This window comes from Variovorax sp. 05T418, from assembly GCF_056396385.1.
The window spans coordinates 120,229-134,895 of the sequence record NZ_JBFTLJ010000003.1; the positions used below are offsets into that span (position 1 = coordinate 120,229).

A 14,667-nucleotide genomic window follows, 5' to 3' on the forward strand; every position below is an offset into this window, starting at 1 on the left:
CGATCCGGCCGCACGTCGTGTGCGTTCGCGGGCCCCATGCTCCACAAGTTCCTCGCCTCTTTGTTCCCCGCGCTGCGCGGCCTGGCGCTTTGGCTGGTGGCCGCTGGCATCGCCGGGGTGCTCGCAGGCTGCGCCGGCCTGCCTCCGCGCACGCCCGAGCCGCCAACGCTCTCGATCGCCGCCTCGCCCTCCACCGCGCTCGGCCGCGCCGCGGCCAGCCTGGACACCGCCGCGCACGATGGGCTGTCGAGCATCCGGCCGCTGGTGGAGGCTTCCTTTGCGCTCGATGCACGCTTCGAGCTGATGCGGCGCGCGCAGGCCTCGCTGGACGTGCAGACCTACCAGCTCGGCAACGACAAGACCGGCCGCCTGCTGCTGCGCGAACTGCGAAATGCTGCGCGCCGCGGCGTGCGGGTGCGCCTGCTGCTCGACGACTTCTACACGACCGGCATGGACCGCCTGCTGCTCGGCCTGGCCGCGGAGCCCAATGCCGAGGTCCGGCTGTTCAACCCCTTCGTCAACGCCCGCGACCACTCGGCCACGCGCTGGCTCGAGTTCTTCGGCGATTTCCGCCGGCTCAACCACCGCATGCACAACAAGCTCTTCGTGGCCGATGGCGCCATGGCCATCGCGGGCGGGCGCAACCTGGCCGACGAATACTTCCTGCGCAGCGAGGATGCCAACTTCATCGACTTCGAGCTCCTCATGGCGGGCCCCGTGGTTCCGGAAGCCGCCCGCATCTTCGACACCTACTGGAACAGCGAGGTGGTCTACCCGCTCCAGCGGGTTGCCGGCGCCAGCGGCACGCCGGAGGCCCTGAAGTCGGAATTCGAAGCCGCCACCTCGGCGGTCCACGCCCCTGCGCCGGCCGCGCTTCAGGGCACCGACGTGATGGGCGACCCGCCGCTCGGCGTCCAGCTGGCCGACATCGGCCGCATGAAGTGGATGCGCGCCGACGCCCATGCCGCGGCCGACAGCCCCAACAAGGCGCTGGGCATCCTCGCATCGCCCGCCGAATCGCTCGCTGCGCGCTTCCATGAGATGACCGCCACGGCGCGCTCGGACGTGGTGGTGATCTCGCCCTACTTCATTCCCGGCGACGAAGGCATGGCCCGCATCCGCGAGGGCCGGGCGCGCGGCGTGCGCATCAGCGTCATCACCAATTCGCTGGCCGACAGCGACGAGCCGCTGGTCAACATCAACTACAACCGCTACCGCGTCGACATGCTGAAGCTGGGCGTGAACCTGTACGAGGTCAGCACCCAGCAGCTCAAGCGCAACCGCCAGCTGCGCAGCCTGCTCAAGAAGGCGCGCGGCCGCCTGCATGCCAAGCTCGCGCTGGTCGACCGCGAGTGGGTGCTGCTCGGCTCGATGAACCTCGACCCGCGCTCGGCGCGGCTGAACACCGAATTCGGCGTTCGCGTGCGGAGTTTCGAGCTGACCCAGGCACTTCTGTATGCCTACCAGCTGGACGACATCGAGGGCGTCTACCGCGTCGTGCTGATGCCCGACGGCGAGAACGTGCAATGGATAGGCACCGGCGACGTGGACAACGAGGTGCTGGACAGCGAGCCCGATTCGAGCCTGCTCACGCGGCTGCAGCTGCTGCTGTTCTCCTGGTTCGTGCCGACCGACCAGTTGTAGCGGACGTCTACAATAGGTAATGAGAGTTATTCTCATTAACTGTAAATAAAACGTCAACAAATTGCAATGAGATTCCGCATCCGGTCGTCACGCATCGCCTTTGCCTTGCTCCCCCTCGCTTCCATTTCCCCGCTCTCCATGGCACAAGGCACCGGCAACGGACAGCCGGACCCGGCGAGCACATCGCTGCCCGAAGTGCATGTGGTCGCCGAGCCCGAATCCGGCGGCTACAACCCCACGACCAGCAGCGGTGCCACGCGCACCAGCACGCTGCTGCGAGAGGTGCCGCAGTCGGTGCGCATCGTCTCCAGCCAGCTGATCGAGGACATGGGTGCAACGCGACTGGCCGACACGGTGGATCTTGTGAGCGGGATCACGCGCCTCAACGACTTCGGCGGCACCTGGGACAACTTCGGCATCCGCGGGTTCAGCAGTACCGACATGGGATTCCTGGTCAACGGTTTCCCCGGATCGCGCGGCTACAACCCGCCGCGCGACACCGCCACGGTCGAGCGCTTCGAATTCCTCAAGGGGCCGGCGTCGGCCATCTACGGCAGCAGCGAGCCGGGCGGCACCATCAACATCGTCACGAAGAAGCCGGAGTTCACGCGCCGCAACACGGCCGACTTCAGCATCGGCAGCCAGGGCCTGCGCCGCAGCACGCTGGACAGCACCGGCGCGCTGAGCCGGAACGTGGCCTACCGGCTGAACCTGGCGGTGGAGGAAGGCGACAGCCGAAGCGACCTGCTGAGCAACAGGCGCACCCTGGTGGCACCCGCGCTGACCTGGGTCATCGACGACAAGACAGTGCTCAACTACGAGTCCGAATTCCTGCGTTCGAAAACGCCGCTGGACCGCGGGCTGATCAATGTTCGCGGCCTGCTCGGAACCTTGCCGCGCGACCGTGTGCTCAATGAGCCCGACGACGGCAACATGACGCTCACCAGCAATACGCACCAGCTCACGCTGGACCGCCAGCTGTCGGAAAACTGGCGCGCGCGCATCGGTGCGAGCTACAAGGAAAGCACCTTCTCCGGCAACTACACCGAAGCGACTTCGCTCGCCAGCGACAACCGGACGCTCAACCGCCGCGCCACCTGGCGCCAGCTGCCGTCGCGCGACACGTCCTTCCAGGCGGAGCTGGAAGGCAAGTTCGCGACCGGCGCCCTGGCCCACACGCTGCTGGTCGGCGTGGAAGCGTCCAGGCTGTGGATGAACACCGAAATCCTCCGCTCGGGCAACTACCCGATCGACATCTACCAGCCTGTCTATGGCAAGCCCCGGCCGCCGCTCACCTCGCTCACCTCCAGCTCGGACGAGCACCAGCGCGCGAGCGCGGTTTTCCTGCAGGACCAGATCAGCCTTTCGCCGCAGTGGAAGCTGCTGGTGGGCGCCCGCTACGACCATTTCAGGCAGCGCATCGAGGACCGCGTGAACCGCAACAGCGCCCAGAAGCATGATGCTGTTTCGCCGCGCGCCGGCCTCACCTACCTGCCGAACGACTGGAGCTCCTGGTACGTCTCGGCCGGCAAGTCGTTTCGCGGCAACAGCGGCACCGACAAGAACGGCCAGGCCTTCGATCCGCAGCGTTCCACCGCGCTGGAGGCCGGCCTGAAGCTGCAGACGCCGGACCAGCGCCTGGGCGCCAACCTGGCCGTGTTCGACATCAAGAAGACCAACGTGCTGACGGCCAGCGACACGCCCGGCTTCTCCGTGGCGGCCGGCGAGGTCAAGAGCAGCGGCTTCGAGGCAGACGTCTACGGCCAGATCGACAGGAACTGGCGGGTGAGCGGAAATTTCGCCTATGTCGACGCCCGCATCTCGAAGGACGCAACGCTGGCGCCCGGCACGCGCATCGTGAACATCCCGAGGACGAGCGCCGGCCTGTTCGCCATCCGCGAGGATGCGCTGGCCGACGGCAGCCGCTATGGCGTGGGTGCCGGCATCAACTACGTGGGCAACCGTTCGGGCAACAGCGCCGACACCTACTCGCTGCCGGCCTACACCACCGTCAAGCTGGTGAGCTTCTGGCAGATCAACAAGACCGCCCGCGTGTCGATCGACGTGCACAACCTCTTCAACCGGAACTTCTACACCGCCTCGTGGGGCAACCTGTACGTGATTCCGGGCGCCAGGCGCAGCGTCGTGGCCAGCCTGAAGCTGGACCTCTGAAGCCCTCGCGACCAAAAACCGAGCGCAGTTACAGCCCGGCGGGCCGCCCCGGCCTTGAAAGTCCGCCGATTGCCCTTATGATTAGCACTCGCTGCTGACGAGTGCTAACAAGGCCTCGCTTCCAGTCGATGGGCCGCCGGCCTTTTCCGCCGGCGCCCGACCACAACCCCGTTTCTTATCCAGGAGATGCAATGAAACTTCGTCCTTTGGCCGATCGCGTGATCGTCAAGCGTGTTGACAGCGAAACCAAGACCGCCTCTGGCATCGTCATCCCCGACGCAGCCGCCGAAAAGCCCGATCAGGGTGAAGTCCTGGCCGTCGGCCCCGGCAAGCGCACCGAAAAGGGCGACCTGACCGCACTGACCGTCAAGGTCGGCGACCGCGTCCTGTTCGGCAAGTACAGCGGCCAGACCGTCAAGGTCGATGGCGACGAACTGCTGGTCATGAAGGAAGACGACCTCTTTGCCGTGGTCGAGAAGTAATCAATTCATCCCTATTCGGAGTAATAAAACATGGCAGCAAAAGACGTAGTCTTCGGCGGTGAAGCCCGCGCACGCATGGTCGAGGGTGTCAACATCCTCGCCAACGCCGTCAAGGTGACCCTGGGCCCCAAGGGCCGCAACGTGGTGCTCGAGCGCTCGTTCGGCGCCCCCACCGTCACCAAGGACGGTGTGTCGGTCGCCAAGGAAATCGAACTCAAGGACAAGCTCCAGAACATGGGCGCCCAGCTCGTGAAGGAAGTGGCCTCCAAGACCAGCGACAACGCCGGTGACGGCACCACCACCGCCACGGTGCTGGCCCAGGCCATCGTTCGCGAAGGCTTCAAGTACGTGGCCGCCGGCATCAACCCGATGGACCTGAAGCGCGGCATCGACAAGGCCGTGACGGCCCTGGTCGAAGAGCTGAAGAAGGCTTCCAAGCCCACCACCACGTCGAAGGAAATCGCTCAAGTCGGCTCGATCTCGGCCAACAGCGACGAAACCATCGGCAAGCTCATCGCTGACGCGATGGACAAGGTCGGCAAGGAAGGCGTGATCACCGTGGAAGACGGCAAGTCGCTGGACAGCGAACTCGACGTCGTCGAAGGCATGCAGTTCGACCGCGGCTACCTGTCGCCCTACTTCATCAACAACCCCGAGAAGCAATCGGCGCTGCTCGACAACCCCTTCGTGCTGCTGTTCGACAAGAAGATCAGCAACATCCGCGACCTGCTCCCCACGCTGGAACAAGTCGCCAAGGCTGGCCGTCCGCTCCTGATCATTGCCGAAGAAGTCGAAGGCGAAGCCCTGGCTACGCTGGTGGTGAACACGATCCGCGGCATCCTGAAGGTCGTGGCCGTGAAGGCACCTGGCTTCGGCGACCGCCGCAAGGCCATGCTGGAAGACATCGCCATCCTGACGGGCGGCAAGGTCATCGCTGAAGAAGTGGGCCTGACGCTCGAAAAGGTGACGCTGGCCGACCTGGGCCAAGCCAAGCGCATCGAAGTGGGCAAGGAAAACACCATCATCATCGACGGTTCGGGCGCTGCGGCCGACATCGAAGCCCGCGTGAAGCAAGTGCGCGTGCAGATCGAGGAAGCCACGAGCGACTACGACCGTGAAAAGCTGCAAGAGCGCGTGGCCAAGCTGGCCGGCGGCGTTGCAGTGATCAAGGTCGGCGCTGCCACCGAAGTCGAGATGAAGGAAAAGAAGGCACGCGTCGAAGACGCCCTGCACGCCACCCGCGCTGCAGTGGAAGAAGGCGTTGTGGCCGGCGGCGGCGTGGCTCTGCTGCGTGCCAAGCAAGCCGTGGGCGACAAGGTCAAGGGCGACAACGCCGACCAGGACGCCGGCATCAAGCTGGTGCTCAAGGCCATCGAAGCGCCCCTGCGCGAAATCGTGAACAACGCCGGCGGCGAAGCCTCGGTGGTGGTGAACGCCGTGTTGGCCGGCAAGGGCAACTACGGCTTCAATGCCGCCAACGACACGTACGGCGACATGCTCGAGCTGGGCATCCTGGATCCGACCAAGGTGACCCGCACCGCGCTGCAGAACGCAGCATCGGTGGCTTCGCTGCTGCTGACGACCGAAGCCATGGTCGCCGACGCACCGAAGGAAGAAGCCGGTGCCGGCGGCGGCATGCCCGACATGGGCGGCATGGGTGGTATGGGCGGCATGGGAATGTAATTTCCCGGCTGAGCTCTATTGCTCACCAAAACGAAAGGGCCGCGAAAGCGGCCCTTTTTCATTGCGCGTACGAATTAACGGAACTGGTCGCGCAGCGCCGTATAGAGCGCCCGGAAGCGCGCATGACGCGCCTTGTGCCCATCGGCACCTTCAAGCGAAGGCACCAGCTGTTGCTTCACCGGCGGCAGCGTGCACACCTCGGCCACGGTGCCGCCGTCAGCCAGCCAGGCAAGGCGGGCCGCGCCCAGCGCCCCACCCGTCTCGCTGCCCGCGTACAGCGTGAGCGGCAGCTCGAAGATATCGGCCAGCAGCTGGCCCCACCAGACACTGCGCGCGCCACCGCCCACCAGCGCCACTTCGCGCAGCGGCATGCCGGCCGGCAGGCGCAGGGTGTCGAAGCCGTCGCGCAGGCCGAAGCTCACGCCCTCGACCACGGCATAGGCGATCTCCGCCGGGCCGTGCGCATGCGTGAGCCCGAACAGCACGCCCTGCGCGTTGGGATTGTTGTGCGGGGAACGCTCGCCCGAAAGGTATGGCAGGAACAGCGGGCAGCGCGCGCGCTGCGCGGGCGCGACCGACGCTGCCGCTTCGAGCAGCGCGGCCTCGTCGGCGAACCGGAAGGCCTTGGCGGCCCAGCTCACGGCGCTCGCGGCCGAGAGCATCACCGACATCTGGTGCCAGCGGCCGGGCAGCGCATGGCAGAAGGCATGCATCGCCTGCGCGGGGTTCGGCAAAAAGCGGTCGGTCGAGACGAACACCACGCCCGAGGTGCCGAGCGACACGAAGCCCTGCCCCGGTTCCACCAGCCCCATGCCCACGGCGCTGGCGGCGTTGTCGCCCGCGCCACCGGCGATGAGCACGGCAGCGGCGCCATTGCCCACGCCCCAGCGCGCGGCCAGCTCGGGCTTGAGCTGCGCCGACACTTCGCTGCCCTCCACCAGCCGCGGCATGTGCCCGCGCGTGAGGCCGGTGGCCGCGAGCAGTTCGTCGGACCAGTCGCGCGCGCCCACGTCGAGCCACAGCGTGCCGGCCGCATCGGACATTTCGCTGACGGCCTCGCCGCTCAGCATGAAGCGCAGCCAGTCCTTGGGCAGCAGCACGCGCGCCGTGCGGTTGAAGATTTCAGGCTCGTGCTCGCGCACCCACAGCAGCTTGGGTGCGGTGAAGCCGGGCATCGCAAGGTTGCCCGCGATCTCGCCCAGGCGCGGCACGGCGCGCGCAAGCGCCTCGCACTGCGGGCCGCTGCGTCCGTCGTTCCAGAGGATGGCGGGCCGCAGCACCTCGCCCGCGGCGTCGAGCAGCGTGGCGCCGTGCATCTGGCCCGACAGGCCGATGGCGCGCACGGCCGAGAGCGCTTCAGCATGCGCGCCGCGAAGCTCCGCCATCACCTGCTCCAGCGCCTGCCACCATTGGCTAGGCGCCTGCTCCGACCAGAGCGGCTCTGGCCTCTCGACCGTGAGCGGCGCACGCGCCACGCCGACGATGCGGTGGTCGCCGGCGAGCAGCAGCGCCTTGAGCTCGGACGTGCCGAGATCGAGTCCCAGATACAAGATGGTGCTCCCTGATTGGTGCCTTGAAAGCGCTTGGTGTGGGCGTCAGCCGAACCGCGTGTCGGCCTGGCGCCTGAACTCGCTCGGGGTCATGCCCTTGATCTCGAGGAAGCGCCGGTTGAAGTTGGCCACGTTGTTGAAGCCGACCTGGTAGCAGATGTCGGTCACGTAGTGGTCGGTCTGCATCAGCAGGTGGCAGGCGCTGTTGATGCGCACGCGATTGACGAAGTCGGTGAAGCTGTTGCCGGTGGAGCGCCGGAAGAAGCGGCTGAAGCGGCTTTCGCTCATGCCGAGCTCGGCCGCCACGTCCGACATGGAGATCGGCTCCGCCATGTTGCTGGTGATGCGGTTGACGATGTCGTTGATCTGGTCGACCTGCGCATCGCCTTCGACGCCGTGCGCGCCCTGCATCTGCACGCTGGAGAGCAGCCGGTAGTCGGTGCATTGCGCGAGGTCGGCCATGAACTCGAGGAACAGCCCGAGCCGGCGCACGCCGCGCGCGGCCTTGATGTTGTCCCAGTGCGCCTGCGCCTGCTGCGACATGCCGAAGAACTCGATGCCGTGCCGCGCGCGCTCGAACAGCTGCATCACATCGCGCAGCTCCGGAATCTCGGCCGCGGCGCGCTCGATGGGCTCGTGGCGGAACTGGATCACCCGGTCGCGGCCCGCGGCGCCGCCTTCGGGCACGTCCAGCGAGATCCAGTTGTGCGGCAGCCGCGGCCCGCAGAGCACAAGGTGCCCGGGCTGGAACGGCCCGATCCAGTCGCCGATGAAGGCCTTGCCCGAGGTTTCGGTGATCAGGTGCAGCTCGTAGTCTTCATGGAAGTGCCACCGCACCAGCGGGCTCGGAAAGCCGTGCGCGAGGCAGCGCACCAGGCCGGTTTCGGGGGCCTCGTAGCCCAGCGACGGGGAGCGCGCGATGTCGCGCTCCAGCTCGGGTTGGCGCTGACGGGGAATCGAGCGTTTGCGTGTGGACGTTGTCATGGCAGCACGGGGGTCAAGGCCGGGACGCGACGGCCTCATTGTCTTCCTGCGCCAGCGCGGCGTGAACCGCGTCGAGCGTGGGTGGATCGGCGCCTTCGCGGGTGCAGTTGAGGGCGGCGGCGGTGGCGGCGAAGCGCATCACCTCGCGCCAGGCGCCGTCGCTCAGCTCGCCGAGCCGGGCCGGGTGCTCGACGCCATGCGCGAGCAGCGCGACCGAGAGCCCGGCCGTGAAGGTGTCGCCCGCGCCGATGGTGTCGACCACCTTGACCCGCGGCGCCGCCACGGCAAGCGGCGCATGCCCCGTGCGCCAGAGCGTGGCGCCGGCGCCGCCGCGCGTGACGATCACCGCATGCGCGCCGGCCTGGAGGCACTCCGCGGCCAGCGCATCGACCGGCTGGCCGGGGGCGAGCAGTTCGGCGTCCTCGTCGCTGAGCTTGACCAGGTCGGCCATGGCCAGCCAGCCCGTCACGCGCTCGCGGTAGGCGGCCATGTCGGGAATCAGGCTGGGCCGCACGTTCGGATCGAACACGATCACGCGGCGCCCGGCGTTGGCCGTGACCAGCTCGGCAATGCGCGTGGCCGCCGGCTCCTGCAGCAGCGAGATCGAGCCGAAATGAAGGAAGCGGCACTCCGCCGGCAGCTGCGGCGGCGGCTCGGGCGCCCAGGTGGCATCGGCGCTGCCGCGCGTGTAGAAGGCGTAGCGGTTGGTCTCGGGCGTGCGCTCGACGAAGGCCAGCGTCGACGGCGCATTGCTGCGCAGGATGAAGCTGGTATCGACGCCGTTGCGTTCGAGAAAACGCATCAGCCGTTCGCCGAACAGGTCGGTCGACAGCTGCGTGAGAAAGCCGGTGGGCTGGCCCAGGCGCGCGCAGGCCACTGCGGTGTTGAGCGGCGAACCGCCCTCGTGGCCGAGGAACGCGAGCGCGCCGGCCTCGCTGGCGGTGAAATCGATGAGGGCTTCGCCCGTGAGTGCAATGCGCATGGTTCTCGGATTCTCTTCTGTCAGGGCAAGGCGCGCGCATCGGCCAGGAAGCCGCGCTCCGCGGCCAGCGTGGCAGGATGGTCGAGCAGCTCGGCAAAGAGGCGCGGCGGAATCGTGATGGCGCCCACGCCGAGCGCCAGCAACGCAAGATAGGCCTCGCGCGAGCGGATGCTGGCGACCAGCAGGCGCGTGCCCGACGAAGGCCGCAGCGCCACCAGCGCCTGCATCTGCGCGATCAGCGCCAGTCCATTGACACCAGCGTCGTCGAGCCGGCCGAGGTACGGTGCCGCGTAGGCCGCGCCCAACTGCGCGGCAAAGTGGGCCTGCTCGGGCGCATACACGGCGGTCCAGGTGATGGGCACGCCCTGCGCGATGAGCCGCGCGCCGGCATCCAGGCCCTGGCGCGTGGCGGGAATCTTCACGACCAGCTGGCCCCGGTCGAAGTGCGGGAGCAAGGCGGCTGCGTCTTCGAGCATGCCGTCGACGTCACTGGAATACACCTGGGCTTGCACCTGGCGTGCACCCAGTTCGATGCAGCGCTTGAGCAGACCGGGCACTTCGCCGCGGCCGATGCCGGCGCGCTTGAGCAGCGTGGGGTTGGTCGTCACGCCATGCACCACCGGGTGCGGCAGGCAAGTCTTCAGTTCAGACAGGTCGGCGCTGTCCAGGTATAGATGGAAGTCTTCGGTCATGACTGTGCGTTCTTGGCTCTCTTGTTCTTTGCTCTCTTGTTCAGGGCGTGTGCACAGATCACCGGGTACTCCCCTCCGCGAATGTCCCCCGGCCTGCGGCCTCCTCCTTGATTTCGCTGCGGGGAGCACCCGATGCTCTGTGCACCAGGGCACGTTCGTGGTGTATCGCTGATCAACGACTGCTCCGCGTAACGCTCCCGTCGATGGGGTGCCTTGCGCAGCGAAATCAAGGGGGAGGCCGAAGGCCGGAGGACATTCGCGGAGCAAGGTACCCCGTCGGCGGGAGCGCGCCCTGAATGACCCTCGCCGCGATAAGAAAAACAAGGCTTCATCTCAGCTCATGACATTACCGCCATCGACATTGAGCGTCTGCGCCGTGATGTAGCGCGCCTCGTCGCTGGCAAGAAACACGGCCGCGCCGGCGATGTCGGCCGGCACGCCCATGCGGCCGAGCGGCACCTCCAGGCCCACGCGGCGCTTCTTCTCGCCGGGCGGCAGCCCCTCGGCCTTGGCGAACAGGCTGTCGACATGGTCCCACATCGGCGTGTCGACCACACCGGGTGCAATGCCGTTGACACGGATGCCGTGCGGCGCCATGGCCAGCGCGGCGCTCTGGGTGTAGCTGATGACCGCGGCCTTGGTCGCGCAATAGTGCGACACCAGCGCCTCGCCGCGCCGCCCCGCCTGCGAGGCCATGTTGATGACCGACGCACCCTGCGTACCGGCCTCCACCATGTGGCGCAGCACGGCCTGCATCACGAAGAACATGCCCTTCACGTTGACGGCAAAGAGCCGGTCGAACGAGGCTTCGTCGCTGTCGAGCAGCGGCGCCAGGTCGAACACCGCGGCGTTGTTGAACAGCGTGTGGATCGGACCGAAGGCGACCTGCGCCTCGGCCAGCATGTGCGCGATGGCCTGCGTGTCCGTCACGTCGGCCGCGATGTAGGCGAGCTTGTCGGGGTGCTGCTGCTGCAGCGCGCGCACGGCCTCGGGCGCCGCCGCCGCACGATCGATCACGCTGCAGCGCGCGCCCTCGGCAATGCAGGCCTCGGCCACGGCCAGGCCGATGCCGCCACCGGCGCCGGTCAGCAGCACGTGGCGGTTCTTCAAACGTTCGCTCATTTCGTTGCTCCAGGGTTCTTCAGGAAATTTGCCACGCGCGCGCTCGCTGCGCGCACCGCGCCCACCAGCCGCGCATCGCCCGCGGCGGCGCCCCACAGTGCCGGGTCGGCGCACAGCGCGAGCACCGGATCGGCGGCATCGCAGATCGCGTGCGCCACGGCCTCGTCCATGCCCTGGTCCTGGTAGGCATAGGGCAGCGCCCCGCGATGCCAGCGCTGCAGGAAGGCCAGGAACAGCGCGGGCAGCATCGCGACGCTGTCGATCGGCTGCCCCGCGGCCAGCCGCTCGCGCACCGTGGGCGCGATGAAGCCCGGGATCTTGGAAAAACCATCGGCCGCCACGCGCTGGTTGGTGTCGCGGATCGCGGGGTTGCCGAAGCGGTCGAGCACCACGTCGCGGTAGGCCGCAAGGTCGATCGGGCTCGGGCTGAGGCACGGGATCACGTCGTCGCTGACGTAGTCGAAGGCCATCTTGCGGATGGCCGCGTCGTGCGTGCCTTCGTGGATGAAGTTCAGCCCCGCCAGCGTGCCGGCCCAGGCGATGCAGCTGTGCGTGGCGTTGAGGATGCGGATCTTGGCCTCTTCATAGGGCTGCACCGATTCGACCAGCTCCACGCCCACGCGGCCCCAGTCGGGCCGGCCGGCCGCAAAGTTGTCTTCGATCACCCACTGGATGAAGCTCTCGCCGCTGATCGCGGCCGCATCGTCGCGGCCCGTTGCGGCCTGCACGCGTGCGCGCAGCTCGGGCGGCGGGCGCGGCGTGATGCGGTCGACCATCGCATTGGGGCAGGCGGTGTTCGCCCGCACCCATGCCAGCAGATCGGCGTCGCCCGCGCGTTCGATGAATTCGAGCAGCCCGGCGCGGAAGCGATCGCCGTTGTGGCGCAGGTTGTCGCAGTTGAGCAGCGTCACCGCACCGGCCTGCGCAGCCTTGCGTGCACGCAGGATCGCGCAGACGGCGCCGTAGATGGTCACGCCTTCGCCGGGAGCATCGCCGCGCCGCGCGCGCTCGATGTCGGCCGCCAGATCGCCGAACGACAGGTCCAGCCGGCCCTTGGTGTCGAGGTAGTAGCCGGCCTCGGTCACGGTGAACGAAACGATGCGCGTGGACGGCGCGGCGCCGCGTGCGATCACCGCGGCCAGCGAGGGCTCCCACGGCAGCACTTCGCGGATGGCCTCGATCTGTTCGTAGCGCAACTCGCCGGCCGGCGACACGGTTTCGAGCGTGTAGCGCCCGCCCTGCGCCTGCAGCGCGGCCACCACATCGGCCATGTCGGGCCGGATGTTGGCGCCCGAGAGCGACCAGCGGGTGTCGCCCGCATCGATCAGCCGCTGCAGGTAGACGGCCTGGTGGGCCCGATGGAACGAGCCGAGTCCGAGGTGAAGCACCACGAACTCCGAAGGAGCCGGGGGTGAGGTTGGCGCACCGAGAGGCGCTGCTGCGAGGGTCACGGGAATGTTCCGGAAGAAATCAGGCGGAGACCGAGCGGCCTTCGCGGTTGAACAAATGAAGCACCGACGGATCGAGCTCGACCGCCACGTCGTCGCCTGCATGCAGCGGCGTGCGTTCGTTCTGGCGCGCGATCAGCGGCACGCCGCCCACGTCGACGTGGATCAGCGTGTCGGCGCCCAGCGCCTCGATCAGCTCCACGCGCCCCGGCACGCCCGCGGGCGCAGCCTGCTTCGGATGCACGCGCAGGCCTTCGGGCCGCACGCCCAGGAAGCCGTCGCTCGGCAGCCGACCGCCGGTGGCGGCGGAAAAACTCGGAATGGCGCTTGCCGCCACCATGTTCATCGACGGCATGCCGATGAACTGCGCGACGAACTGGTTGGCCGGGTGGTCGTACAGCTCGAGCGGCGTGCCCACCTGCTCGATGAGCCCGTCCCTGAGCACCACCACGCGGTCGGCCAGCGTCATGGCCTCGACCTGGTCGTGCGTCACGTAGATGGTGGTGGCGCCGAGCGAGCGGTGCAGCTTGTGGATCTCGACGCGCGTGTTGCCGCGCAGCGCCGCATCCAGGTTGGACAGCGGCTCGTCGAACAGGAACACCTTGGGCGCGCGAACGATCGCGCGGCCGATGGCCACGCGCTGGCGCTGGCCGCCCGACAGGTCCTTAGGCGTGCGGTCGAGGTACTGCGTGAGGTTGAGCGTCTTCGCCGCGTACTCCACCTTGGTCTTGATCTCGTCCTTGGGCACGCCCGCGAGCTTGAGCGCGAAGGACATGTTGTCGTACACGCTCATGTGCGGATAGAGCGCATAGCTCTGGAACACCATCGCCAGGTCGCGCTTGCCCGAAGGCGCCCAGGTGATGTCCTTGCCGTCGAGCAGCAACTTGCCGCTGGTGATCGGCTCGAGCCCCGCAATGAGGCGCAGCAGCGTCGACTTGCCGCAGCCCGAAGGACCGACGAAGACGATGAACTCGCCCTTCTGGATCTCGAGGTCGACGCCCTTGATGATGTCGACGTCGCCGAAGCTCTTCTTGATGTCTTTGAGTTGCAGGTAGGCCATGGGGTGTCTCCCTTTCTTTACTTGACGGCGCCGAAGGTCAGGCCCTGGACGAGCTGCTTCTGGCTGAACCAGCCGAACACGACGATGGGCGCGATGGCCATCAGCGAGGCGGCAGACAGCTTGGCCCAGAACAGGCCTTCGGGGCTGGAGTACGAGGCGATCAGCGTGGCCAGCGTGCCGGCCTTGGCCGAACTGAGGTTGAGCGCCCAGAAGGCCTCGTTCCAGCTCAGCACCAGGCACAGGAGGCCGGTCGATGCGAGCCCGCCCACCGACAGCGGCAGCACGACGTGGCGGAACTCGGTCCACAGGCTCGCGCCGTCCATGCGCGCGGCTTCGAGGATCTCGTTCGGAATGTCCTTGTAGGCGCTGTAGAGCATCCACACCATGATCGGCAGGTTCGACAGCGTGAACACGATCGTGAGCGCGGTGAGCGAGTCCAGCAGGCCCGCGGTCTGCGCGAGCACGTAGATCGGCACCAGCGCACCGACGGCCGGCATCATCTTGGTGGAGAGCATCCACATGAGGATGTCGCGCGTCTTCTTCGTGCGGAAGAAGGCCATCGAGTACGCCGCGGGCGCCGCGATCAACAGGCCGATGACGGTCGAGCCCAGGCTGGTGATGAGCGAGTTGCGCGCATACAGCAGGTAGTCGCTGCGGCGCTGCACTTCGCTGAAGTTGCCGAGCGTGGGCTCGAAGATGAAGAGCGGCGGCACGTGGATCGCCTGCAGCTCCGTCTTGAAGGCCGTGAGGAACAGCCAGCCGAGCGGAAAGAACAGCAGCAGCGCCACGGCCCAGGCACCCGCGGTGCGCAGCAGTTGCGGAAGGAAGTTGCTGGGTTGCATGGTCGT

Annotated in this window: 12 protein-coding genes; 4 read left to right on the forward strand and 8 right to left on the reverse strand. The window is 67.5% G+C overall.

The features are described 5' to 3' along the window. Positions 1-36 precede the first annotated feature (36 nt). The 4 genes from AC1DMS_RS06565 to groL all read left to right on the forward strand — a co-directional run bounded on the left by AC1DMS_RS06565 (position 37) and on the right by groL (position 5,981). A complete protein-coding gene (locus AC1DMS_RS06565; protein WP_012746270.1) occupies positions 37-1,644 on the forward strand; it encodes a phospholipase D family protein in 1,608 nt (535 codons plus the stop codon). Between the two features lie 66 nt (positions 1,645-1,710). Continuing rightward, the gene (locus AC1DMS_RS06570; protein WP_012746269.1) at positions 1,711-3,816 is read left to right on the forward strand and encodes a TonB-dependent siderophore receptor; all 2,106 of its coding nucleotides are present in this window, start codon (positions 1,711-1,713) and stop codon (positions 3,814-3,816) included. Between the two features lie 191 nt (positions 3,817-4,007). Continuing rightward, the gene (locus tag AC1DMS_RS06575; protein ID WP_012746268.1) at positions 4,008-4,298 is read left to right on the forward strand and encodes a co-chaperone GroES; all 291 of its coding nucleotides are present in this window, start codon (positions 4,008-4,010) and stop codon (positions 4,296-4,298) included. Between the two features lie 30 nt (positions 4,299-4,328). Next, a complete protein-coding gene (groL, locus tag AC1DMS_RS06580) occupies positions 4,329-5,981 on the forward strand; it encodes a chaperonin GroEL (RefSeq protein ID WP_012746267.1) in 1,653 nt (550 codons plus the stop codon). Between the two features lie 74 nt (positions 5,982-6,055). Here the strand turns inward: groL and xylB are convergent, their stop codons facing one another. From xylB to AC1DMS_RS06620, 8 genes are all read right to left on the reverse strand, one after another. Then, a complete protein-coding gene (gene xylB, locus AC1DMS_RS06585; protein ID WP_478180828.1) occupies positions 6,056-7,531 on the reverse strand; it encodes a xylulokinase in 1,476 nt (491 codons plus the stop codon). A 45-nt stretch (positions 7,532-7,576) separates the two neighbouring features. Beyond that, entirely contained in the window at positions 7,577-8,515 is a 939-nt protein-coding gene (locus AC1DMS_RS06590; RefSeq protein ID WP_026284346.1) for an AraC family transcriptional regulator, read from the reverse strand. A gap of 13 nt (positions 8,516-8,528) precedes the next feature. Beyond that, on the reverse strand, positions 8,529-9,497 hold the full coding sequence (locus AC1DMS_RS06595; protein ID WP_436042633.1) for a carbohydrate kinase family protein: 969 nt from the start codon (positions 9,495-9,497) through the stop codon (positions 8,529-8,531). A gap of 20 nt (positions 9,498-9,517) precedes the next feature. Then, positions 9,518-10,189 (reverse strand): transaldolase family protein, encoded by a 672-nt coding sequence (locus AC1DMS_RS06600; protein WP_436042632.1) that lies wholly within the window; start codon positions 10,187-10,189, stop codon positions 9,518-9,520. 333 nt (positions 10,190-10,522) lie between these two features. After that, positions 10,523-11,311: an L-iditol 2-dehydrogenase gene (locus AC1DMS_RS06605; protein ID WP_018903539.1), complete on the reverse strand. Its 789-nt coding sequence runs from the start codon at positions 11,309-11,311 to the stop codon at positions 10,523-10,525. Next, entirely contained in the window at positions 11,308-12,699 is a 1,392-nt protein-coding gene (gene dalD / locus AC1DMS_RS06610; RefSeq protein ID WP_478180829.1) for a D-arabinitol 4-dehydrogenase, read from the reverse strand. The genes AC1DMS_RS06605 and dalD overlap by 4 nt, the downstream gene beginning before the upstream one ends. Positions 12,700-12,781: 82 nt before the next feature. Further along, positions 12,782-13,819 carry an ABC transporter ATP-binding protein gene (locus AC1DMS_RS06615; protein WP_012746260.1) on the reverse strand — a complete coding sequence of 346 codons (1,038 nt, stop codon included), beginning with the start codon at positions 13,817-13,819 and terminating at the stop codon, positions 12,782-12,784. Positions 13,820-13,836: 17 nt separating this feature from the next. Continuing rightward, positions 13,837-14,661: a carbohydrate ABC transporter permease gene (locus AC1DMS_RS06620; protein WP_012746259.1), complete on the reverse strand. Its 825-nt coding sequence runs from the start codon at positions 14,659-14,661 to the stop codon at positions 13,837-13,839. Between the last annotated feature and the right edge of the window lie 6 nt (positions 14,662-14,667).

What these genes read in the sequence shown, in the direction of transcription:
- AC1DMS_RS06565 (WP_012746270.1), top strand. Translation starts at nt 37, where the DNA reads ATGCTCCACAAGTTCCTCGCCTCTTTGTTCCCCGCGCTGCGCGGCCTG.
- AC1DMS_RS06570 (WP_012746269.1), top strand. Translation starts at nt 1,711, where the DNA reads ATGAGATTCCGCATCCGGTCGTCACGCATCGCCTTTGCCTTGCTCCCC.
- AC1DMS_RS06575 (WP_012746268.1), top strand. Translation starts at nt 4,008, where the DNA reads ATGAAACTTCGTCCTTTGGCCGATCGCGTGATCGTCAAGCGTGTTGAC.
- groL (WP_012746267.1), top strand. Translation starts at nt 4,329, where the DNA reads ATGGCAGCAAAAGACGTAGTCTTCGGCGGTGAAGCCCGCGCACGCATG.
- AC1DMS_RS06590 (WP_026284346.1), bottom strand. Translation starts at nt 8,515, where the DNA reads ATGACAACGTCCACACGCAAACGCTCGATTCCCCGTCAGCGCCAACCC.
- AC1DMS_RS06595 (WP_436042633.1), bottom strand. Translation starts at nt 9,497, where the DNA reads ATGCGCATTGCACTCACGGGCGAAGCCCTCATCGATTTCACCGCCAGC.
- AC1DMS_RS06600 (WP_436042632.1), bottom strand. Translation starts at nt 10,189, where the DNA reads ATGACCGAAGACTTCCATCTATACCTGGACAGCGCCGACCTGTCTGAA.
- AC1DMS_RS06605 (WP_018903539.1), bottom strand. Translation starts at nt 11,311, where the DNA reads ATGAGCGAACGTTTGAAGAACCGCCACGTGCTGCTGACCGGCGCCGGT.
- AC1DMS_RS06615 (WP_012746260.1), bottom strand. Translation starts at nt 13,819, where the DNA reads ATGGCCTACCTGCAACTCAAAGACATCAAGAAGAGCTTCGGCGACGTC.
- AC1DMS_RS06620 (WP_012746259.1), bottom strand. Translation starts at nt 14,661, where the DNA reads ATGCAACCCAGCAACTTCCTTCCGCAACTGCTGCGCACCGCGGGTGCC.